This is a genomic window from Paenibacillus sp. CH40 (genome assembly GCF_024213605.1).
Classification (GTDB): domain Bacteria; phylum Bacillota; class Bacilli; order Paenibacillales; family Paenibacillaceae; genus Paenibacillus; species Paenibacillus polymyxa_B.
Genome location: NZ_JANAVQ010000005.1, coordinates 221922 through 243346, shown reverse-complemented (window position 1 = coordinate 243346; position 21425 = coordinate 221922). Strand labels below are relative to the sequence as shown.

Annotated in this window: 22 protein-coding genes and 1 pseudogene; 11 read left to right on the top strand and 12 right to left on the bottom strand. The window is 48.4% G+C overall.

Features of this window, described 5'->3' with window-relative positions; all coding sequences use genetic code 11:
* Positions 1-6: 6 nt before the first annotated feature.
* A complete protein-coding gene (locus tag NLX73_RS17070) occupies positions 7-423 on the bottom strand; it encodes a hypothetical protein (RefSeq protein ID WP_023990042.1) in 417 nt (138 codons plus the stop codon).
* A gap of 164 nt (positions 424-587) precedes the next feature.
* Between NLX73_RS17070 and NLX73_RS17065 the strand changes: the two genes are divergently transcribed.
* From NLX73_RS17065 to NLX73_RS17050, 5 genes and pseudogenes are all read left to right on the top strand, one after another.
* Positions 588-2567, top strand: a complete 1980-nt coding sequence (locus NLX73_RS17065; RefSeq protein WP_254326780.1) for a methyl-accepting chemotaxis protein — start codon at positions 588-590, stop codon at positions 2565-2567.
* Positions 2568-2623: 56 nt separating this feature from the next.
* The gene (locus NLX73_RS17060) at positions 2624-2800 is read left to right on the top strand and encodes a YjfB family protein (RefSeq protein WP_023990044.1); all 177 of its coding nucleotides are present in this window, start codon (positions 2624-2626) and stop codon (positions 2798-2800) included.
* A 190-nt stretch (positions 2801-2990) separates the two neighbouring features.
* Positions 2991-4346 (top strand): dipeptidase, encoded by a 1356-nt coding sequence (locus NLX73_RS17055; protein WP_254326779.1) that lies wholly within the window; start codon positions 2991-2993, stop codon positions 4344-4346.
* A gap of 244 nt (positions 4347-4590) precedes the next feature.
* Positions 4591-4722: pseudogene (locus tag NLX73_RS25165) on the top strand (putative RNA methyltransferase); the annotation flags it as partial.
* 123 nt (positions 4723-4845) lie between these two features.
* On the top strand, positions 4846-5460 hold the full coding sequence (locus NLX73_RS17050) for a methyltransferase domain-containing protein (protein ID WP_230585104.1): 615 nt from the start codon (positions 4846-4848) through the stop codon (positions 5458-5460).
* Positions 5461-5530: 70 nt separating this feature from the next.
* Here NLX73_RS17050 and NLX73_RS17045 read toward each other — a convergent pair whose 3' ends face one another.
* The 3 genes from NLX73_RS17045 to NLX73_RS17035 all read right to left on the bottom strand — a co-directional run bounded on the left by NLX73_RS17045 (position 5531) and on the right by NLX73_RS17035 (position 7189).
* Positions 5531-5917, bottom strand: coding sequence for a hypothetical protein (locus NLX73_RS17045; RefSeq protein WP_367997111.1), 387 nt, complete (start codon positions 5915-5917; stop codon positions 5531-5533).
* Positions 5918-6072: 155 nt separating this feature from the next.
* Positions 6073-6564: a hypothetical protein gene (locus tag NLX73_RS17040; protein WP_013311697.1), complete on the bottom strand. Its 492-nt coding sequence runs from the start codon at positions 6562-6564 to the stop codon at positions 6073-6075.
* Positions 6565-6706: 142 nt separating this feature from the next.
* Positions 6707-7189 (bottom strand): hypothetical protein, encoded by a 483-nt coding sequence (locus NLX73_RS17035; RefSeq protein ID WP_254326777.1) that lies wholly within the window; start codon positions 7187-7189, stop codon positions 6707-6709.
* 492 nt (positions 7190-7681) lie between these two features.
* On the opposite strand from NLX73_RS17035, the gene NLX73_RS17030 reads away from it, so the two are divergent.
* From NLX73_RS17030 to NLX73_RS17020, 3 genes are all read left to right on the top strand, one after another.
* Positions 7682-7942, top strand: a complete 261-nt coding sequence (locus NLX73_RS17030) for a hypothetical protein (RefSeq protein WP_023990050.1) — start codon at positions 7682-7684, stop codon at positions 7940-7942.
* Positions 7939-8157, top strand: coding sequence for a hypothetical protein (locus NLX73_RS17025; protein ID WP_254326776.1), 219 nt, complete (start codon positions 7939-7941; stop codon positions 8155-8157). The genes NLX73_RS17030 and NLX73_RS17025 overlap by 4 nt, the downstream gene beginning before the upstream one ends.
* A 133-nt stretch (positions 8158-8290) precedes the next feature.
* Complete coding sequence (locus NLX73_RS17020) at positions 8291-8539, top strand: hypothetical protein (protein WP_254326775.1); 249 nt, start codon at positions 8291-8293, stop codon at positions 8537-8539.
* A gap of 216 nt (positions 8540-8755) precedes the next feature.
* Here NLX73_RS17020 and NLX73_RS17015 read toward each other — a convergent pair whose 3' ends face one another.
* Positions 8756-8983, bottom strand: a complete 228-nt coding sequence (locus NLX73_RS17015) for a helix-turn-helix domain-containing protein (protein WP_007431813.1) — start codon at positions 8981-8983, stop codon at positions 8756-8758.
* A 306-nt stretch (positions 8984-9289) separates the two neighbouring features.
* On the opposite strand from NLX73_RS17015, the gene efeO reads away from it, so the two are divergent.
* The 3 genes from efeO to NLX73_RS17000 are packed head-to-tail and all read left to right on the top strand — an operon-like array spanning position 9290 to position 13385.
* A complete protein-coding gene (gene efeO, locus NLX73_RS17010; RefSeq protein ID WP_235308507.1) occupies positions 9290-10168 on the top strand; it encodes an iron uptake system protein EfeO in 879 nt (292 codons plus the stop codon).
* A gap of 4 nt (positions 10169-10172) precedes the next feature.
* Positions 10173-11537 (top strand): iron uptake transporter deferrochelatase/peroxidase subunit, encoded by a 1365-nt coding sequence (gene efeB / locus NLX73_RS17005; protein WP_250260530.1) that lies wholly within the window; start codon positions 10173-10175, stop codon positions 11535-11537.
* Positions 11538-11561: 24 nt separating this feature from the next.
* A complete protein-coding gene (locus NLX73_RS17000) occupies positions 11562-13385 on the top strand; it encodes an FTR1 family iron permease (RefSeq protein WP_254326774.1) in 1824 nt (607 codons plus the stop codon).
* Positions 13386-13475: 90 nt separating this feature from the next.
* Here NLX73_RS17000 and NLX73_RS16995 read toward each other — a convergent pair whose 3' ends face one another.
* The 7 genes from NLX73_RS16995 to NLX73_RS16965 all read right to left on the bottom strand — a co-directional run bounded on the left by NLX73_RS16995 (position 13476) and on the right by NLX73_RS16965 (position 21419).
* Positions 13476-14888 carry a type III PLP-dependent enzyme domain-containing protein gene (locus tag NLX73_RS16995; RefSeq protein WP_254326842.1) on the bottom strand — a complete coding sequence of 471 codons (1413 nt, stop codon included), beginning with the start codon at positions 14886-14888 and terminating at the stop codon, positions 13476-13478.
* Positions 14889-14971: 83 nt separating this feature from the next.
* Complete coding sequence (locus tag NLX73_RS16990) at positions 14972-16060, bottom strand: Gfo/Idh/MocA family oxidoreductase (protein ID WP_254326773.1); 1089 nt, start codon at positions 16058-16060, stop codon at positions 14972-14974.
* Positions 16057-17217 (bottom strand): UDP-glucuronosyltransferase, encoded by a 1161-nt coding sequence (locus tag NLX73_RS16985; RefSeq protein ID WP_254326772.1) that lies wholly within the window; start codon positions 17215-17217, stop codon positions 16057-16059. The genes NLX73_RS16990 and NLX73_RS16985 overlap by 4 nt, the downstream gene beginning before the upstream one ends.
* 17 nt (positions 17218-17234) lie before the next feature.
* Positions 17235-18767, bottom strand: coding sequence for a hypothetical protein (locus NLX73_RS16980; protein ID WP_254326771.1), 1533 nt, complete (start codon positions 18765-18767; stop codon positions 17235-17237).
* Between the two features lie 49 nt (positions 18768-18816).
* Positions 18817-19629, bottom strand: coding sequence for an ABC transporter permease (locus NLX73_RS16975; protein ID WP_254326770.1), 813 nt, complete (start codon positions 19627-19629; stop codon positions 18817-18819).
* Position 19630: 1 nt separating this feature from the next.
* A complete protein-coding gene (locus NLX73_RS16970) occupies positions 19631-20437 on the bottom strand; it encodes an ABC transporter permease (RefSeq protein WP_061828871.1) in 807 nt (268 codons plus the stop codon).
* Complete coding sequence (locus NLX73_RS16965; protein ID WP_254326769.1) at positions 20427-21419, bottom strand: ABC transporter ATP-binding protein; 993 nt, start codon at positions 21417-21419, stop codon at positions 20427-20429. Before NLX73_RS16965 ends, NLX73_RS16970 begins: the two co-directional genes overlap by 11 nt.
* Positions 21420-21425: the final 6 nt, after the last annotated feature.

Below are 21425 nucleotides of genomic sequence, written 5' to 3'. Positions count from 1 at the left end.
ATATATTTACAAAAACGGAGTCGAAGCGATGCCTGTGAACACCTCTGGACCATTACGAACAGTGGTCGATACACCAGAAATATAAGAAGAATATACGGTTTGTATTGCCCATGGAGCGGACAGATCCTGTGCATTAAAAGCTTGCGTTTCATTAGCCCCAGTCACGCCCAGTACTCCCTCGGCGCGGTAGACTACCTCGCTCGGATCATAGTCGGCTCCACGCACGATTTCAACCGCATACGTATCGCCAAGCTCACCGATCAGACCAATGGAACCACTAAAAGTTACAATCGGACCCGGCACAAGAAAGGTTCGCAGGGTGATCAAACCGAACCGCTCCGGTATAGGACCCAGCTGTATATCGGGACCCTCACCTGTTTTTGATGAATTGGTGGAGCTTCTCATATCCAGAAAAAAACCCATACCTTATCCCTCCAAATTGCAAGATACTCCATGCTATGCAAGAAATTCTTTAGCGTATTGGACAAATTAGTAATAAATCTATCAATTCAGCTCAAAATAACCGATAGTAAATACATATGGTATAAATATCAGAAATGAATATGTAGATAGAAAGCAGGGGTTTGATGAAACAACTGAGACGACTGAAAACATTAACACTACGCAAGAAATTGACAGCAGCATTTCTACTGGTCATGCTTGTTCCTAGTATTATTGTGGGCTCTTTCTCCTATCAGGCAGCGTACAACCAGACAGATCGCCAATTACTGGACAGTGCAACGTCTAGCGTTACCGCATCTGATCGTGCTGTTACTCAAACGATTCAGGCCAAAATCGCTGATCTCGAATATTACTCTACAACGATGACGGTTAGTGATAACAGTGCTGAAGCAGATGATACCATTCTGAAAAAATTACAAGTATATTTAAAAATGCATGCAGAAGCTGTTGATATGTTTGTCGGAACTCCCGAAGGTAAACTCATTATTGGCAAAGCCGTAGGCTCCACAAACGATCCTCGTGAGCGTCCGTGGTACAAACAGGCCATGGAAAAACCCGGACAAACCGTAATCAGCCCTGTCGGACTCAATACGGCTAAGGTCCCCGTTGTGTATATTTCACGCACACTTCCCGACAACAGCGGCGTTCTCGGTCTTTCCCTGAACCTGAATAATTTAAAAGAAATCACAAAGTTAAAAATAGGACAAAATGGTTTTATTATGATATTGGATGGTACCAAACGTATCGTAACCCACCCGACAGAAGTCAGTGGAAGTACCAAAATGGGGGAAACGATACCCCAACTGTTTGCCTCCGAGGAAGGTAGCTTTAGTTACGATTTTAATGGCGTAGACAAACACCTGATTTTCAAAACTAATGCGCTGACGGGCTGGAAAATTGCCGGAACGATGGACAAAGCAGAAACCAGTGCCTCCGCCCAGCCGATTCTTATCACGACGATCATCGTGTTGGTGATTGCAGCCATCATCATTGGTGTACTCGCAATGTGGCTAATCAGCAGTATACTTAAGCCCATCCAAAGATTACGTAATTCTATGGATGCCATCAGCAAAGGTAATCTTTCGATTAACGTAGCTACGACCAGCACAGATGAAATTGGTGAATTATCAAGATATTTTCAACAAATGGTAGATAACCTGCGTAACATGATTAAAGAAATTCAAGCGATGACAGGCAATTTGTCGGCATCCTCGCAAGAGCTTGCAGCAGGTGCAGAACAAACGACCCGGGCTATCGAGCATGTGACCATAGCCATTCAAGATGTGGCTGCAGGCAGCGAACGCCAAGTGGGCAGCGCTAAAGCTAATCAGACACGGGTTAGCGACATGGCAACAGACATCACCGCGATGACTGAAACTATGGCTGAAATGACCACTTACTCCACACAGGCCATTCAGGCGTCGGATGCAGGCAGTGAGCATATCGGCAACAGCGTCGTCTCCATTGACGGCATTCGTACTACCGTGGAAGAACTGGATACGATTATCGGTGCTTTGAGTGACCGATCTGGACGAATCGGAACGATCGTCACTGTCATTACGGAAATTGCCAGCCAGACTAATCTGCTCGCATTGAATGCTTCCATTGAGGCAGCACGCGCAGGAGAGCATGGCAAAGGTTTTGCTGTCGTGGCGACAGAGGTCCGCAAGCTGGCTGAAAACTCAGCTCATTCCGCACAACAAATTCGTGAACAAATTCAAGGGATACAGAACGGTGTGTCTGAAGCTCTGGTTGCTATGGAATCAGCGAAGGAACGCGTAAATGATGGTATCAATTCCATTGACCTATCCGGTCGCTCCTTCTCTCGCATCCGTAGAGCAGTAGCCAAATCAGCGAAGCAGCTTGATAACGTCGCAGCTTCTACCGCTGGCGTCGCAGATGGAACGAGTGCAGTCGTCAGCAGCATGGAGGAAATTACACGCATCGCTGAAGAAGCGGCATCCCATACAGAGACCGTGTCCGCAGCCGCAGAGGAGCAACTCGCCTCCATGGAAGAGATCGGTTCATCTGCCGCAGATTTGACCCGTCTGGCAGAGCAGCTTCAAGATTTACTGACACAATTCCAATTGGAAGAAACAAAATAACCGTTCCAACCGATAAATACAGAGAAAGAGTCTTCACAATGAAGGAGGGTTGGAACATGGATATCGCAGCATTATCAACAGGTATGAGTCAGGCCAGCTTAGCTCAAGCCGTAAGTGTGAAAGTATTAAGTATGGCTAAGGATCAGGCCAGTGAACAAGGACAGGCTTTAGTGCAGATGATGGAAAAAAGCGTACAGCCTCATCTCGGGGGTCAACTGGACATTCGCGCATAAGTGCATCCATATGCTTGGTTAAGGGCGATTCTGCTCAGGTCTGAACAGACCCGGGTAGAATCGTTTTTGTATCTCCCTATTTTTCGTTCAGCACAAAACGTAGTAAACTAGACATATCGTCCACAACCTCGGTTCGGAGGATAGCGCAACATTCACACGATTTACATTGAAAAAGGAGGATACATAGTTTATGAGTTATTCTGAATATTTTGAAAAAGCCAGAGAGCAACAACTGGGCGAGTTACAGGAGTGGTTGTCCATTCCGAGTATCTCAGCATTATCGGAGCACAAAAAGGACATTAACCAAGCAGCTGATTGGCTGGCTGCCAAACTGACTGCTGCCGGTCTGGAAAACGTTGAAATCATTCCAACCAAAGGGCACCCGCTGGTATATGCCGATCATTTGCACGCACCTGGTAAACCAACGATCCTCGTGTATGGACACTATGATGTACAACCCGTAGACCCGCTTCACCTGTGGGAAACGCCGCCGTTTGAGCCATCCATCCGTGATGGAAAATTGTATGCGCGCGGAGCGACAGATGATAAAGGACAGGTTTTCTTGCACATTAAGGCAGTTGAGGCCATTTTGAAGCAGGAAGGCAAATTGCCGCTGAACATCAAATTCTGCATTGAAGGTGAGGAAGAAGTGTCCAGTCCGAACTTGCTTGAGTTTTTGCAAACTGGAGCTGAACGTCTGGCTGCCGATGCTGTACTGGTGTCCGACACTTCCTTGATCGAAAAAGGGAAGCCTGCCATTTGCACAGGTTTGCGTGGACTATGTTCACTGGAAGTCGCCATTCACACGGCGAACACAGATCTACATTCCGGCTCTTTCGGTGGCGGCGTGCCGAATGCCCTGCATGCTCTGGTGTCCTTGCTGGCAACCCTGCATGACGACAAAGGCCGCGTTAGCGTCAAAGGATTCTACGACGATGTCGCTCCATTATCGGCAGAGATGAGAGAAGAATTCGTGAAGCAAGGCTTCAATGAGAGCAAGCTGCAACAAGATCTTGCACTTGATTCCCTCTATGGCGAAGAAGGATTCAGCTTCGTTGAGCGTGTTGGGGCGCGTCCGACACTGGAGCTGAACGGCGTATACGGCGGCTTCCAAGGGGAAGGCACGAAAACGGTCATTCCGAAAGAAGCTCATGCTAAAATCACGTGCCGCTTGGTGGCTAACCAGAATCCGCAAGACATTCTGGACAAAATCGAGCGCCATTTACGCGCTCATGTCCAGGCAGGAGCTACTCTGGATATTCAACAGGGTGAAAAAGCAAACGCCTTTAACATCGACCCGTCACACGCGTTTCTGCAAGCGGCTGCCGATGCTTTTGAGAAGGTATACGGTGTGCGTGCCCTCTTTACCAAGGATGGAGGCTCCATCCCAATCGTGGAAACCTTCTCCCGTGTGCTGACTGCCCCAGTCGTGCTGATGGGCTTCGGCTTGCCAGATGAGAACCTGCATGCGCCTAACGAGCATTTTAACTTGGATAATTTTGACAATGGTCTGCTGACGATTGTAGAGTTTTTGAAATCGGTGTAAGCACATGACAATTTCTTATGGCTAAGTTACAATAGAGAGGGCGAAAGCCCTTTCTATTTTTTTTGAGGAGCGCTACATAATATGATTATTCAGTTTATTCGTTTACGGTAATGTGAGGTACAGTTCATGAAAACTCAACCATTTTTTCCGAAAATGGGTTGGGTCTATTTGGCTGTGCCTTTTTTCATTCACCAAATACGAATGAACGGGGTGCTTTTCTGTGTCCAAATGGAATAAACACGAGATGAAGGCTGGCCTGATTGGTAAGCATGAACATCTCTTTAGGTGTCCTCTATGCTCTCAACCGATGCGTATGGTGGAAGGTAAAAGCCTCCTATGTACGAGTCAGCATTGCTATGATCTTTCAAAATACGGGTATTTACATTTAGCCGCCCGGTCCTATAAGACCAAATATGATAAACAACTATTTTCCTCCAGAAGAATGATGTGCAATAGTGGATTTTTCGATCCCTTAAATGAAGCGATAAGCAGCACTATAATGAAATTTATGAAGCCGCTGTTTGATCAAAAATCACACCTTTACTTGCTCGATGCAGGTTGCGGGGAAGGCACCCATTTGAGCCACATTCAGGATAAGCTGACTTGGAAGGGAATCACCGAGCTAACAAGCGTAGGTATGGATTTGTCTAAAGAAGGTATTGTGGCCGCAGCCAAAGAATATCCTCATCCCCTCTGGTGTGTTGCCGATCTGGCTCATTGTCCATTTTCAAATCAACAATTTGACGGTGTACTCAATATTTTATCCCCTTCTAATTATGCTGAATTTACAAGAATTCTTTCGGAGGACGGCTGCGTCCTGAAAGTTATTCCCGAACGATATTATCTTCGGGAATTGAGATGCTTGTATGAACAGAAAAAGAATACGCCTGCTTATTCGAATGACAATATATTAAGCCGATTTAAAGATCATTTTAAACTTCTATCCGCCGAACGGGTAACCTATCGTTTTATGTTAAATGCCGACCTCTTGAAACCTTTGCTCCATATGACTCCCTTATCGTGGGGAGCTACGGAAGCAGACTGGCAGCGAGTGCAGGAAATAAATTTACCGTATGTCACAGTAGATTTGCTCATCTTATGCGGTAAAAAATAGATACTAAAAAGCATTCACAGCATGGGATCATCCATACTTCGTGAATGCTTTTTTACGTTAGTTCCGTCGCTTAAGAAAAACGGGTGTAGCGTAACAGGTGAGCCAGCCGATTGAGCCGTTCTATCTCCCGATCCAACTCATGCAGCGGCTGTCCAGCCAAAGCAGCGTTTGCTCTCAGATCCCGTAGCGGGTTCATTTTTCGACCCATAAGTTTGAGCACCGTGGCCTTCCCCATGTTATTAACCACCACATATTGCGTTAGCGGGTCAAGCTCAATCCACAATACGTGATGCTGTTGAAAAAACGACAATAGTTGCTCTTTTAACGCCTCCAGCTCTTCAAGCTCACCTGTGATTTGCGGATGATGATGAAAAGCCACATAGCCCATCACCCGCAGGTCACTTATGATTTTTTCCATATGGAGCGTTTCGTTTATGTACACATTGTTCGTGCTCATGCGGTTTCTTGCACCATTCGTATGATCTTCCCGTATGACGTTCACCACCTGACTATCGTTATATCAAGATTGATCTTTCCCCTTTTTCACTATAGCGCAATCGGCTTTGAAAAGTCAGAACGTATACAAACCTTGCGAACAAAAAAACAACCGGCTTATACGCCAGTTGTTTCTCTTTCTACAAAATACTTATTGGTCATATAATGGGCCTTGCCTCTGGAAGTATCCACCATTCCCTTTTTGTTGTCGAGAAAAACAATCTCCCGGCATTTGGTGCAGTACCACTTGGTCCGCTTAAAGGGAGATTCTGTTACATACGATGTACCACATTTGCAATCTACTTTAATTAAGGTTTCAGTTGATTTGTAAGCCTGGGACAACTCTTTTAGGCCAGTATCCGGCTGTTGAATCGGGATAATAACCTCCTGATAGCTTGAATACTGATTATGCACTTTAAAATCAGCCACCAGTTCCGCATGCAGTCCAAAGTACTCTTTGCCAATCTCGGTTACAAATTTCTTGCCGATTCTGTAACACTCAAGCCATTCCTGTATCTGTTGATTAGACAAAGGCACTGTGCCCTTGATACCACTATTTAATGTGTAAGTCATGATGTATAAAGTATCATCTTGTCTATGTCCGTACATGAGAAGCCTCCTTATAATACACTTGATAATGTACTACAAAGCGTAAAAAACATCAATTTTATTATTTGGCAAAAGACCTAATATCATTTTAGTAGGCACACCATAGGTGTGAGTGTATAGTTAGAAAGCAACTGACAATCTGTCAGTTGCTTTGTCTTTCCACATAGTATTTGTTGGTCATGTACCATACCTTGCCTTTATCTGTATCCACCATGCCCTTTTTACGATCCAGGAACACAATGTTATTACACTCCTTGCATGACCACTTGGTTCTTTTGTGCGGTGACTCTTCTATATAGGAAGCACCACATTTACATTCTACCTGAATTAATGTTTTATACTGGCTGTACGCTTCTACCAATGGGTCCAGATCTACAGCTTTGCGTTCCATTACAGGCTGTATTATGGATATGTGTTCTCTCTGCTCCGAGTATTCATTATGTACCTTGAAATCTGCTACCAACTCAGGGTTTAAACCAAAATATTGTTTGCCCACAACTGTTACAAATTTGCTGCCAATTCGATATGCTTTAATCCATTCCTGCACCTGTTTGCTGGATAGGTCGACCGTTCCCTTTATACCACTGTTCAGCGTATAAGTCATTAAGTGTTGGTTGGGTGTCATATGTCTTATCGTTCACCTCCGATCAAGAATATACCACAGGTAGTCCTAGGCAAAAGCTACTTCCTGCTACCTGAAGCAACGAGCTTTTTCTGCCTTGTGATTCTTCTTCAACACCTATATATAAAAGTATAGCTCAAAACCTGATCCATCTTCCATCCTATCGTCATGCTGAATACTGCTTTTGTAGGGATTTATATTCTTAGACTATCACCAGATGCATTTCTATCTTAGTATAACTTTGTGGTACAGTCTTATGTTTTGATCACTCCTGTTAGTTGCACTATGATCCCTAATGGTAGTTTCTTCCTTCTATATATAGTACATCATTTACACGCAAATTCCCACATATTTCAGTGGTTATTCTGTAAAACAAAAGCCTTCATCCTTTTTAAAAGGGTTACGGGACTGATCACATGGTAGAGGTTACTGCTTCCTTGCCGTCCCCCCGATTATGTTATAATAAAATAAAGCAAAAAGAGCGAGGTGAAGTCGATGAAATGGGAAGAAATTGCCGAATCACATCCAAGGCGATTTGTGTTGGTTGAGGCTATAAAAGCCAGTTCCAATAACCGCGTGCGCAATCTTGAAGACATGGCGGTTATTCAGGATTACGATAACCCAAAAGATGCATGGAGCGGGTATAAACATTTTCACAAACTGTATCCGTCACGCGAACTGTATGTGTTCCATACCAGTCGATCCGATGTCGAGGTTGTAGAAGAGTTTTTCTCAGGAGTACGGCAGCGTACATGAAGATTAACCTTCATAATGGTTTGCCCATTGTTTCCTTAACATTGAGACATCACGACCAAACTGCTCTATTACCAAACGTATTGTTCGATACAGGGTGCGCTGCAACAGTGTTTGATACGGATTTACTTGCCCAAATCGGCATTCACATTGATTTCATTAACGGGAGAGCAAAGCGGATGTACGGCGTGGGCTCCACTCCCCACTTTCACCTTTAAAATAATTCCAAGCAGGTGGTCACATGTCTCTTCCTTTAAATCTGATTACCATCATGCTCAGCCCGTAGAAGTATTACTTATACCCTTGGTTTCTCCTGCGGGCTGAGCCTTTGCCCAAGGGAGCGTGATGGTAATGAAACCTAATCAAAAAAATCGTAATCGAGCTTATTTTAGGCACCACAGAAAATGTGTTATTCAGCGTAAAAAACGGCTTTCAGCACACCGGGGATGGGTCGTCAAATTCGATGGTGTATTCTCCAAAGGAAAAATCCATTGTTCCTGCTGGATGTGCAGTAATAAAACAAAACGACTGGGCTATCCCAAATCAGAGCTAGCAAGAATAGATAACTGCCGGGAACAGCTTCAGGATTATCGTTTCTAAACTAAAAAACGCTCAAAACAAGCGAATGTCCATTGCTATGACACTCGCTTGTTTTACGTTTACAATAGATTTTCCAGCTTCTTTCCTCAATTTGAAATATAGAATAAACTTGCTAGATTTGATCAGCTAACATACCACAAAACAAAAGCCTTCCCGACCACCCTTCACTGTCGAAGGATCATCGAGAAGACTTTGTACCCCGCAAGGAACAAGAGGTCAGATTTTTAATTCTCCAAGCCTGATTAATTCCACGACCGCCTGTGAACGACCTTTTACGTTCAGTTTCTGCATTACATTGGAAATATGGTTTCGGACCGTTTTTTCGCTAATGAATAGCTGTCCGGCGATGTCACGTGTTGTTTTGTCCTGCACGAGCAGTTCAAATACTTCACGTTCACGGTGAGTTAACAAAAACTTGTTTTTGTGGTCGTTACCCTTCGTCAATTTCACCCCTCCTTGCTCGGGTTTTGTGTGGTGTAACAAGGTTAAGGGATACAGTCAACACATTTTATGTCATGTGCTCAGGTATGGTTCAATATGCGGATAAAAATGGGCATAGGCACCTTACTAACTCCCTTCGATGGAGGGTTGGACTCTGCGTCTAATTTATGTATTGACAGGCATATGGGCCAGCCTTATGATAAGAAAAACCGCGACTGATAATCATTATCAAAATAAAAATTCGATATAGATATCGCGCAACAGACTATGGTTCAAGGCCAGTTTGGCCAGAAAGGGTGTTCATTGATTATGAAACTACGTTATGCCGTACCGGCCGGAGTGCTGATCTCTTCTATTCTGTTCGCAGGTTGCGGACAAACCGGAACTGCTACTCAGCAGCCTGCCGCAACGACCAAAGATGCAGGAGCAACAACACAGACAACGACTCCTGCCGCTTCTGCTCCCAATTTTGATCAAGCGGTAACAGCTTACCGCACCTATGCCATCGAGCAATGCGATACGTTTGTGAAGAAGACAGAAGAATTCACGAACGCGGTCAAAGCTGGCGAGCTGGATAAAGCCAAGGCACTGTACGCCCCTGCACGTATGTACTATGAACGGATTGAACCGATTGCAGAAGCGCTGGGTGATCTTGACCCGAATATTGATGCACGTGACGGTGATGTGGATGCAGCGGATTGGCGCGGCTTTCACCGGATTGAAAAAACATTATGGGAAGAAAACACAACCAAAGGAATGGACGAGTTTTCCGACCGACTGCTGAGTGATGCCAAGCTGCTGCGTGCCAAAGTAGAAACAGTTAATATTGACGCCAGCCTGATGGTAACGGGTGCAGTAGAGTTGTTGAATGAAGTATCCACCTCGAAGGTGACGGGTGAGGAGGAGCGATATTCCCATACGGATTTGTACGATTTTGCTGCCAATGTAGAAGGCGCACAAAAGATATATGACATTTTAAAAACAGATCTGAACCAAAAAGATGCGGCGTTGGAAAAACAAATTGGTGAGCGCTTTACGGCCTTGCAGCAGGAGTTGGCTCCTTTTAAGGACGGAGAAGGCTATGTATCGTATACAAAACTGAAACCGGAAGAAGTTAAAAAGCTGAGCCAAAACCTCGATGCCTTGGCAGAACCGTTGTCCCAAATGGGGAAATTGTTAGGAGTGTAATGATATGAAAGGCTTTAAGCGGCAAAAAGGGCAAGAAAAGCCGCAGTATGCGGAATCCCATAATGAACAGGCCGATCTGGTAAAAAAGGATGCGAAGCTAGTGGAAGATGAGCTGTCAGGAAAAAGCAAATCCGTATCACGCCGAGACCTATTGAAGCTGGCCGGGGTAGGTGGACTAGGCCTCCTGCTTGGCGGCGGGGGCGTGGGAGCCGTGCTGTCAGCCGGTCAACGTCTCGAAAGCATGATGACGGATGCGGATACCAAAGATGTAATCCCTTTTTACGGTAAGCATCAGGCAGGTATTGTGACTCCGGCGCAGGATTTCATCTGCTTCGCCGCTTTCGATCTAACAACCAGCGACAAGGAACAGGTGCGCAGCCTCTTCAAAGCCTGGACGGAAGCAAGCGCTACAATGACTTCTGGCGTGCTGCTTGGCAACGATAATGAAAATCTCAACCTCCCTCCTTCCGATACGGGCGAGGCGGCAGGATTGTCGCCATCCCGCACGACGATCACCTTTGGTGTGGGCCCATCCTTTTTTGATGGACGATACGGCCTGTCAGGGCTTAAACCTGCCGGGTTCCGTGAGCTGCCCCGTTTTCAAGGGGATGCCCTGGAGGAGCAATGGTGCGGCGGCGACATCGGAGTGCAGGTATGTGCCAATGACTTGCAGGTAGCTTTCCATGCCCTGCGTAATTTGGCACGTATCGCCAGAGGAACGGCGGTGCTTCGCTGGACGCAGGAAGGCTTCCAGCGGACAGCACAGGCCGATCCTGCGGGAAGCACACCGCGCAATTTGCTGGGCTTCAAGGACGGTACAGGGAACCCCGACACCTCCAAGGCAGACGAGATGAATCGGCTGGTGTGGACACAGACCAGTGACGGACCAGCATGGATGGGGAACGGCAGCTATATGGCTGTTCGCCGTGTACGCATGCGGGTAGAGGTGTGGGATCGTTCAACATTGGGCGACCAGGAGGATACTTTTGGACGCCATCGCAGCAGCGGTGCCCCACTCGGTAAGGTCAAGGAGTTCGACAAGCTTGATCTGGCGGCCAAAAACCCAGAAGGCAAGCCGGTTACACCTCCCACCTCTCATGTGGCTTTGGCTCATGGGGACGGAAGCATTAATATTTTGCGGAGGTCTTATTCGTATTCAAGCGGATTGGACAAGCAAACAGGACAGCTGGATGCTGGGCTGCTGTTCATCAGCTACCAGCGTGATCTGTTCAAGCAGTTCGTTCATATTCAGGAGAAGCTTGCACGCAATGACAAGCTGAACGAATACATTGTACACAAAGGCAGTGCGGTGTTCGCCTGCTTCCCAGGTGTATCGCAAGGCGGCTACATCGGGGATACGTTATTTTAGCAGCAGGCAAGGAAGGGGATTTATATGAATCGGCGCAATAAAAGCTTGGGATGGGTGTTTGTGCTGGTGGCAGCTCTGCTGCTGACCGTAGCTCCGTTCATTTCCGGGTCGGTCGCTTTTGCACAAACAGATGCCAAAGCTGTCACCAATGATCAGCTAATGCCTGTAGTGGGCGGAGCACTAGTGGAGGCGGGACAAGCCCAATGGACGGAAGCCTCCAAGGATCTGAAAGAATTCCGCACGCTGTGGGAGGCCGCCAAAACAAATGGTGGAGATTCAGCTCACATCGAAGCTGTAGATCAAGCACTCGCCGATGCGGAGCAGACACTCGCCAGTGGCGGCGGGGAACCGGCGAAAGCTGCCTTATCCGTGCTGGCGCGCTCGGTCAATGAGTACGTCACTGCTGCCGAAGGGGACAAACCAGCCCCGGCTGGAGCCAAAGCAGCGGAAAAACTGCTTCCCATGGCGAAGGGCAGTCTGGCCGCCATGCAAAAAGGCGATTGGGCTGCTGCCCGGGTGGATTACGATCGAATCGTCAAAGACTGGTATCAGGTAGAAACACCGATTCGTTTGGACAATTTCCCGGTATACAGTTCGCTCGAAACTAAAATCAGTCTCATCCGCATCTCCATGCAAGCTGAGCCTATTCGCCAAGAACAGGCTCTCAAGGAAATGCAGGAATTAACGACTCTGCTGTCTGATTATAGTCAGGGTAAATCTATGAACACAGGTCAAGGAACGAATGCAGGCAATACGGCTGCCGGAACGGCGAATGGTTCGGTAGCTTCCCTAGGCGATGCAGTCACCTTGCTCGAATCCGCACGTCAAGATGCTGTAGCTAATCAATCAGAGCAAGCGGCTGACAAGGTAGTGCAGTTTATCGCTCTGTGGCCTTCTGTCGAAGGACATGTACAAATTGCCGATCCGACGTCTTACACTGCAATTGAAAATGAAATGACCGAGACTTCAGGATATCTGCTGTCTTCTCCACCGAATACGGACAAAGCCATTCAGACTCTTGATCAGATGCTGGACAGACTCCGTCCGTTGACGGAAGAACGTTCTTACACTGCGTGGGATGCTGCGCTGATTTTGCTGCGTGAGGGCCTGGAGGCCATCCTCGTGCTCGCAGCTCTGCTGGCGTATGCCAAAAAAAGCGGCGAAGCCGTGGCTGGACGGTGGATATGGGCAGGAGCCGGAACGGGGCTGGTGCTGAGCGGAATTCTGGCAGTACTGTTCACCACACTGGTGGCAGCTGCCGCATCAGGCAGCATGCGTGAGTTGCTGGAGGGTGTCACTGGGCTGGTGGCGGTCGTGCTGATGCTGACCGTTGGTAGCTGGCTGCATAGCAAATCCAATGCTGCCGCGTGGAACCGCTTTGTGGAAAACAGCGTGGGCAACGCGCTGGCACGGGGAAGCCTGTGGTCGCTATTTGCGGTTTCTGCGCTCGCAATTCTGCGTGAAGGAGCCGAGACAGCTATCTTTTATGTCGGTATGGCTCCAGCCATCGAAACCTCGCAATTGCTGCTCGGCATTAGCTCGGCGACGGTTGTTCTAGTCATTCTGGCGTTTGCGATCATTAAGTTCAGTGTACGATTGCCGATTCGTGCCTTTTTCCTGACTGCGACTGTACTGATTTACTATCTCGTATTCCGATTTCTGGGCGAAAGTATTCATTCGCTTCAGGTGGCTGGCAGGCTTCCGGGGCACACTGCCTCCTCGCTTCCGTCCATTAGCTGGCTGGGAATGTATCCAACTTGGGAAACCTTTGTCCCACAAATCGCTGTACTGATCTTTATGGTATGGCAGCTTGTGCGTCAGGAAATGCGCAGCTCCAAGCAACAATGAGTCGATACTACCCTACTCATCATGTAAAAAACGCCAAATCACAGGTCCGATTTGTATCGGTTCCCATGAGTTTGGCGTTTTTTTACATACTTACAACGCATCCTCAGGCAACGGAATCATGCGCTGATGATGCAGCAGGTCTGTGCGGTCACCGTGTTCACGAATGACATGCACCTCCCCACGAAAATCGAGCAGCTCCGCCGGGGTTGCATGTCCCAGAAATTGTAGTGGACTATAGCTTAATCCATAGGCACCTGCATTCGGAAAGGCAATATAATCGCCCTCGTGAATCGGAGGAAGCTGCGCTTTTTTCACAATACAATCCTCGGGTGTACAAAGCGGACCAACAATACTTACCGTTTCAAGCTCCAAGGATGCTTCCTCCGAAGGCCCCCCTATTCGGCTTGCGACCTCTTCTAATGATTGTTCGACAGTAACAGCCGTTTGAGCAGAAGCGTCTCTCTGCCCCATCCGTAGGGTTGCTTCCACTTCTCGTTCTTTGGGTTCTTTCGATTCTCCCGCTTGCCTGCGCATAATTCGCACCGGGTAGTTGTCCCTAATACGGCGTCCTCGAAAAGTAGCTGCGGCGTAGTGATTCATGCCACCATCAGCCACGACAAACTTCTCTCCCTTGGATTCCTTTGTATACAATGCTCGGCAGACATACATGCCCGATTGAGCAACCAGATATCTGCCGCTTTCGATGATTAGCTTAACCCCGGGCATGCGGGTTCGGGTCTGCTCCGCGAGTGCGTTCAGTCCGTCAATGACGTGATCCATATCAAGTGGTTGCTCATGAGCAAAATAAGGTACACCAAACCCGCCGCCCAAATTGACCGTATGCATTGCCACACCATACTGAGCCTGTACCCGTTCTGCCAGCTGTAGCGTATTCGCAAATGAAGCTAAAATCTGATCCGATTTCAACATTTGCGTACCTGTATATACCTGAATACCTTGAAAATGGACGTGTGGGCAATCTTCCAGCACCTTAAAAAAGTGATCCAGCTGCCCTTCATCCACTCCAAAGGGGCGCGGAACACCACCCATTTTAATCGTTGCTCCAGACAGATCGTTATCGGGATTGATGCGAACCGCTGCCCTAACAAGCTGGCCCGCTTGGGCAGCAATGTCCTCCAACAGACGCAGCTCCCTCACCGATTCGACATGAATACAGCCGATTCCATAGGCTATCGCCTCGTTCAGCTCGGCTACTGTTTTTCCCGGTCCGGCGTACAGCACGTCTTCCGCAGCATACCCGGCCTCCATAGCGACGAACATTTCTCCAGCAGAAGCAATCTCAACACCACAACCTAACGAACGCAGCAATCCAGCCAAGGCTACGTTACCATTAGCCTTGAGCGCATAATGTACACGCACGGCCGGGTGCAATCGGGATAGCAACGAGCTGACGTGGGCATGCAGCGCGTCCCCGTCATAATAGTAAAATGGCGTCGGATGCTCGCCGAAACGCTCCAGTAAGGCTTCGTCCTTTTTATCCATCACCTGAGTTCTCCTCCTCTCTATACCTTGATACTCAGTATTTTGCATCATTCGCTTCCCTCCGCTCGAAAACACAATCATACTCATACTGCATATATCGTCTCACCCGAGCGTGCTGCTTCATGAATGGCTGCCAGCAGTCTGACGCGTTCAGCAGCCTCGCGAAATGGAATGGGCTCCGCTTCTCCCCGGATGATGTTACAAAAGGTATTCAACTGATTGACATAATAGTTCATAGGCTCGAAAACCGTTTTGGTATGCGAAGATGTCTGTGATAACACAGGCAGTGCGTCCACATCTGTTATATTCGGCATGATATCCTTCTTTATTTCTGTCTTGAGTGTCATTTTATAAAAACCTAAATTGGCCCGAAAGCAGTCCTTCAAGGTGACTACTGCCGAATCAAAGGTCAGTACATGAGCACAGCGATAAGGGCGCTCAAATGAAAAGAGGGCAGATGCCTCCAATCCGCTCGGATAACGGGCTTGCGCACGAAATGTCCAGTCACAGTCATGAGGACCATCGAAATCCGATTGACTGTGGAATTCCGCCTGCTCCAAACCAACGACGGCTTGAAGCAGCTGGAGCCAGTACACGCCCAGATCCCAAAAGCATCCCCCACCCTGCTCCGGACGAGATCTGTAATTGTCCGCATGTCCTTCTTTTGCCGGAATGCATAGACTCGTCTCTATGGAGCGTAAGCGACCATAACGCCCCGATTCTACCATCCTCCGCAGTTCATGCTGCCAAGGATGGTGCTGCACCATGACTCCCTCCAGCAGGTAAGCACTGCTCTGTTCGACTGTTGCTGCCAAGGGAGCCAGATCAGCCGTATTCAGGCATAACGGCTTTTCCACCAGCACATGCTTATGAGCCCGTAGTGCTTTGCCAATCCACTCGGCATGTAAATCGTTGCTGAGCGCAATATATACAGCATCGATCTCCGGGTCCTTTAGCATATCCTCAGCATGCCGATAAACGACACTGACGCCAAAACGATCTGCCATTTCTCCTGCCTTGGCAACCGTGCGGTTCGCAAGCGCGGTCACGCGTGCCCCTGCAACATGTCGGATCGGTTCCAGCAACGCACGGGGAGCAATGGCAGAACAGCCAATGATCCCAAAGCGAATATCTCGCATCGCAGGCTCTTGCGCAGCCGCGGCAGCGTTCATAATCCCTGCTCCATTCCTGGGGAGCTTACTGGCATTTGGATACTATTCACATACGACTCTATATAACGCGGCGTCCGACTGCGCAGCTCTACGATCCTCCGATGCATATCCTCTAGTATCTGAGCACTACCACTATAGGTTTCAATCCACGTCTCGTAGCGCATACCTAATCCCAAACGTTCCCACAGATCCGCATTATGCTTCTCATGCACACCAAATGGCTCCAGCATAATGAGTGGAGTGGCCGTAGCGAACGAGTCGGTTAGGCTGCCACCACCGGGCTTGCTGACAATGGCCTGGACACGACATGCTTGGTCCAGCATGTTATGGTAATCCGGTCCGACCTGATACACTGTCTTCTCGCCCTTTTTTACCTCTCCGAAAGGCGGAAATGTATGCTCCCCGGCTTCATTACGCTGCCATGTCCTCCACTGCGGGTCCATCTGAAAATAGCGTATACTGTCCCGCTGTTCATCCGGTTGATCCTGATCATACAACAGTAGATCCAGCTCCCAGCCCGCTTCTTCCAACCGTCCAACCTTCTCACGGTAGGTGCCCATCCCCCAACCGCCGCCATGTACGAATAAACGGGCTTGCCGTGCTTCAAAAGGGATATGCTCCACTGCCGGGATGTCAATATAGTGGTTGACTCTATTTTTATCATTTTCAAACAGGGTCGTTTCTCCACAGCCATCAGCAAAATGCGGGTTATGCTTGGCTAGATTTTTCCAGGAAGGAGAAGGTGTCGAATCCATGTACACGATGTCCACATGCACCGACTCCGGTTCTCTGCGCTTACGATACTCCTCCAGTACATACATCCAATGACCGGATAAGCATATAAAATACCGCCGATCCTCTTCTATCCATTGGTTCAGCAGCACTTCCATCGCAGCGAGATCCAGTGAATTACGCATATCCTGCGGAACCTTTTGTGACATTAAGGCCACCGCAAAATTGTCATGGTAAGCTTTGCGGCTTTTATCGACCTTGAGACGGGCCGATTCTGGCAGCACATTTTCAAATACATGAATCGCCGTATCCACGCCCAGCCTGCGAAGACCCGCTTGCAACAACAAGCCAGGGGTATAAAAGCCCAATCCGAAACCGGAACACAAAATCGTTACCTTCATAAGCTGATCCGTACTCTTACGCATGCTCATACGCCTCCCGTTTAATTCAGCACTGTAAAATGATGCTCTGCCAAAAAACGCTCCAGCTTTGTAGTCAACCGCATTTTATCCTCATCGCTCGCAGCAACCAGCTCTAAATAAAGACGCCCCTTACCTCGTGCCCGTTCGCTTCCAGCAGTTTCTTTTTTACCATTCAAGTCCGGCTTAGCCATGCCGTTCCCTTCTGATCCGCCATCGCTGGCCCCAATCCCGCTCACACGAACCTGCTTGGCAGGCGATCTGCCTCCGCGCCCGGTTGCATTTCTGCTTGGCGTGCTTGTATGGCCCACAATCTTGTTCTCTCCATCTCGTCCACCTGTGTTCACATATAACGTATTGGCACCCAGAGGCATGACACCTTCTTCACGTTCACCTGTGAACAACAATCCTTCACCTTTCAGCCCTTCCAGCAGTTCTTCATAGGATAGACTGCCATCATGGGACAGTGAATAATTCGTCAGCGTGCCACGCATACTTTTCCCGGCCAGAAAGGTATCGAGCTGATGCTTGATCAAACTCATCGACTTTCTGGCATTAATTTCGATAATAGGCTCCAGCTTCCCACCACGAAGTGTCATGGAATCAATGCATACATCGCCATAATAACCATCCTGATACAATTGCCGTCCCACATCCTGCATTAAGCTAAAATAGCCCTCGCGCTCCAGCCGCTCTAAAAAAGCCTCGTCCGGCGACAAGGATTCCCGATAAGAGAATTGAGTATTAGCCAGCCATTGTACAGATAGGATATCGACACTTCCATCATCACCAATCGTAAATTGGCATGAAAAATCCTGCTCTTTCTCCTGAAAAGGCTCCAAAAGGAAAAGCACCTGTTTGCCTTTACGCTCCTGTCCACGCAAATACGATACGATCCGGTCCAGCATTTGTGTCGAGGTAATGTGCAGGTTTCCTTTGCCCGATACGCCAAAATCATCCTTGATTAAAAAGCTTCCATCCCGTAGCAGCTTACGCCCCGCCTCAGCAACATCTGCAAACGAAGTCACAATATAGCCCGGGTTGCGCAGACCAAGGCTGCGTTTCAGATCAGAGGAATACGTTTTGGCATTTACCTTGCGAATCGTTTCCAGCGGTGGCTGATGCAGTGTTATACCCCAAGCACGTGCAGCCTCCTCCACATGCGGTAAACCCGCAAACGGGCTAAGCACACAGCCTTCCAGTTGAGGAAACCCCTCTCCGGCATCGGCCTTGCGACTGCCCAGCAGTTCGAATACTGAAGCGGCCGATACGTTGCCTGCACGCTCCATGCCGTCGGTCAAATCTCGTTCGTTGACAGCCGGATGAAAGCCCAACTGCGCGATATACTGACGATGTACAGGCGAAATAGCATAACGGGTCAATAACGCATCTCCTGGCTGGCAAAAGCTGAACAGCAGTTCATCCATGGCTGCTACAATCGCAGAAGAAGCCCGGTCAGGCAGGGCTGGCAGGGAAGCTAACTGGGCATCCCGCCAGTAAGCCTCCGCTTCGAACGTTCCCATATACAAATGACGCTGATTCGGTATCGCATTCATATGATTCGCTTCCTTTCCTGCTTCATTATTGGCCCACTACACGGTAGCGCTACTGGCTCGCGCTCGTATAATCACGTAGAGCAAACTGCCATATCAGGCGGATGATCGCCAGCAGCCAGAGAGGTGCGAGAAATGCCCATACCACCAACCCGGTATCCATTTTGCCGAGAATGAACATGGGCGGAAAATTACAAATGACAAACACTGGAAGCACGAACAAACCGATACGCTGAATCAGATTACTGTACACGGCCATCGGCACATAGTTTGTCTCGAAAATGCTGTTGGACAGCTCCGTAACGCCGTTCGTGCGGATAATCCAGAAGGCCAGCAGTTGGGGGAGCAAAAATACGGAGTATGCCGTAAGCACTCCGCATCCGAGCAGCACAGAGAACCCTCCCGCGGTTTCAAAATTAAACGGCAATCCGAGTCGATACCAGCCAATCCCTGTCATAATTCCGCCGCCAATTACATTCGGCACGGTATAGCCCAGTTCAAATTGACGCAGTGTCACCATAAATTGCAGCGATACGGGTTTGGTCATGAGCACATCCAGTGAGCCGGTACGAATTTTGTCAGGCAGGCTTGTAAAATTACTGTAGAACAATCCACTATAAAATCCGCTCATCATCGTAAACACGCCGATATATAACAATATGGCGTCAGGAGACCAGCCGTTAATGTCCGTCCCGGCGCGGTATGGAACCGATGCGTACAGCAGCTTGATAAGCAAATAAGTCGTTTCAACCAGAAATGCAGTTATAAAATTAATGCGGTATTCCATCTGCGACATGACGGAAAACTGGACAAACTTCCAGTACAGTCTGATGTAGCGCCTAACGTTTCGGAAAACATTTTTCATGTTAACCTCCCACCGAGACAAAGCGTTTGACCCCGGCTTGCCACACCCAGCGTGATACGGCCGCCAGCACTACAATCCAGAGCCATTGCACGCCAATGCCTTTAGCGGCTTCCAGCAAAGTCAGCTTGCCCGTTAACGCATTCACCGGAAAAAATACGGTGTAGCTGAACGGTAGCAGACTGAACAGACGGGCCAAAACATCTCCAAAAATCGTCAGCGGAAACACGGTACCGCTAGCTACGTAAATGACAAGCGACAGTGTATAAAATAGCCCCGCCGATTCCGTCACCCAAAAGGCTATGCCGCTCAGCGCATAATAGACCACAAAATTAAGTACTAGCGCTCCCGGCAACGCCAATATGTAAAGCAAGATGTACGATAGCCCGAAGCTGATTTGTCCTTCTAGGCTAAGACATAACAGCAAAATAGCAGCCGCCAGCAGCACGACCGCGGACTGTATGACTTTGCCTCCGATAAACCGGCAAAAACGGTAAGCGAAATAATGCACAGGCTGTACCATGAATTTTGCCAGTCCACCTTCCTTGATATCTGTAGCAATTTCGTATTCAAAGCCCGTAGCAATCAGTTTCCCAGTTACTCCCGCCATGACCACATACACCAGCATTTCTGGCAGAGAGTAGCCCAGTACTCTTGCTTGTCCCGAAGAACCGAATACAGCTAGCCAGAGAAAAATTTGCGTCATGATCGGCAGCATGAATCCCGCCATTTGGAGCCAATAATTAGCCCGATACTCCATTTCGTTTTGCATGCCAAGCTGGAGTACCTTCACATATTTGTTATTTCGCATCGGCCAGCCTGCCCCCATCGTACAAATTGGCTATCCCCTCTTCCAGCGGGACGTCCTCAATCGTAAAATCAACGACAGGCAGTGCGTCCAAAATCTTTTTGGACCAAGCCAAGGTATCTTCTGCATCCAGTTCAAATACCGCCTCCAGCTCCGAGTTGGAGCGCAGTTTGCCGAGGCTCGCCAACGTTAGGTTGGATACAGGGGACTCCAGTCGAACCTTGAGTAATTTACGGGCACCGATGACCTCATTCACCTTGTGTAAGTCTCCGTCATAGACCAATCTGCCCCCGCTGATAATGATGGATCTACTGCACAAATCCTCAATATCCTTCATGTAGTGGCTTGTCAGCAGGATGGTCGTCCGGTGTGTGCGGTTATAGGCTTTGAAAAACTCTCGAATCCGCCGCTGAGAAACAAGGTCCAGTCCGATGGTCGGCTCATCCAGCAAAATGACCCGTGGACGATGCAGCAGCGCGGCGATCAGTTCCATTTTCATACGCTCGCCGAGAGACAACCGCCGAACCTGCACATGAAGCTGTTCCTCCACCCCAAGCAGAGTGACCAGTTCATCCAGCGCCTCTTTATAACGGTTGTCCTCGATTTCATAGATAAGCTTGTTCAGCTCGAATGACTCGCTTGCAGGCAAATCCCACCAGAGCTGGTTTTTCTGTCCCATTACAATGGAAAACTGACGTTTAAACTCTTTTTGTCGTTTCCACGGGGTAAAGCCGAGTACTGATGCCTCCCCGTCCGTGGGATGGAGAATGCCAGACAGCATTTTGAGCGTCGTTGTTTTGCCCGCTCCATTTGGACCGAGAAATCCGACAATTTCGCCTTCCTCAATGCTAAAGCTGACATTTTGTACAGCCTCTTTGGTCAGCTGCTGACGCCTGAACAAGTTTTGTAACGATTTGCGCACGCCCGGCTCCTTTTTGTAGTACGTAAATGTTTTCGACAATTGGTTTAATGTAATGGACGGCAATCAATT

Bases quoted from the DNA above. Each gene is read 5' to 3' on its own strand.
- NLX73_RS17000 (WP_254326774.1), top strand. From the start codon at position 11,562: ATGAATCGGCGCAATAAAAGCTTGGGATGGGTGTTTGTGCTGGTGGCA.
- NLX73_RS17020 (WP_254326775.1), top strand. From the start codon at position 8,291: ATGAAACCTAATCAAAAAAATCGTAATCGAGCTTATTTTAGGCACCAC.
- NLX73_RS17035 (WP_254326777.1), bottom strand. From the start codon at position 7,189: ATGACACCCAACCAACACTTAATGACTTATACGCTGAACAGTGGTATA.
- efeB (WP_250260530.1), top strand. From the start codon at position 10,173: ATGAAAGGCTTTAAGCGGCAAAAAGGGCAAGAAAAGCCGCAGTATGCG.
- NLX73_RS16980 (WP_254326771.1), bottom strand. From the start codon at position 18,767: ATGAATGCGATACCGAATCAGCGTCATTTGTATATGGGAACGTTCGAA.
- NLX73_RS17050 (WP_230585104.1), top strand. From the start codon at position 4,846: ATGAAATTTATGAAGCCGCTGTTTGATCAAAAATCACACCTTTACTTG.
- efeO (WP_235308507.1), top strand. From the start codon at position 9,290: ATGAAACTACGTTATGCCGTACCGGCCGGAGTGCTGATCTCTTCTATT.
- NLX73_RS17040 (WP_013311697.1), bottom strand. From the start codon at position 6,564: ATGTACGGACATAGACAAGATGATACTTTATACATCATGACTTACACA.
- NLX73_RS17070 (WP_023990042.1), bottom strand. From the start codon at position 423: ATGGGTTTTTTTCTGGATATGAGAAGCTCCACCAATTCATCAAAAACA.
- NLX73_RS17065 (WP_254326780.1), top strand. From the start codon at position 588: ATGAAACAACTGAGACGACTGAAAACATTAACACTACGCAAGAAATTG.
- NLX73_RS17045 (WP_367997111.1), bottom strand. From the start codon at position 5,917: ATGAGCACGAACAATGTGTACATAAACGAAACGCTCCATATGGAAAAA.
- NLX73_RS17055 (WP_254326779.1), top strand. From the start codon at position 2,991: ATGAGTTATTCTGAATATTTTGAAAAAGCCAGAGAGCAACAACTGGGC.
- NLX73_RS17025 (WP_254326776.1), top strand. From the start codon at position 7,939: ATGAAGATTAACCTTCATAATGGTTTGCCCATTGTTTCCTTAACATTG.
- NLX73_RS16985 (WP_254326772.1), bottom strand. From the start codon at position 17,217: ATGCGTAAGAGTACGGATCAGCTTATGAAGGTAACGATTTTGTGTTCC.
- NLX73_RS16970 (WP_061828871.1), bottom strand. From the start codon at position 20,437: ATGCGAAATAACAAATATGTGAAGGTACTCCAGCTTGGCATGCAAAAC.
- NLX73_RS16990 (WP_254326773.1), bottom strand. From the start codon at position 16,060: ATGAACGCTGCCGCGGCTGCGCAAGAGCCTGCGATGCGAGATATTCGC.
- NLX73_RS17060 (WP_023990044.1), top strand. From the start codon at position 2,624: ATGGATATCGCAGCATTATCAACAGGTATGAGTCAGGCCAGCTTAGCT.
- NLX73_RS16975 (WP_254326770.1), bottom strand. From the start codon at position 19,629: ATGAAAAATGTTTTCCGAAACGTTAGGCGCTACATCAGACTGTACTGG.
- NLX73_RS16995 (WP_254326842.1), bottom strand. From the start codon at position 14,888: ATGGATAAAAAGGACGAAGCCTTACTGGAGCGTTTCGGCGAGCATCCG.
- NLX73_RS17030 (WP_023990050.1), top strand. From the start codon at position 7,682: ATGAAATGGGAAGAAATTGCCGAATCACATCCAAGGCGATTTGTGTTG.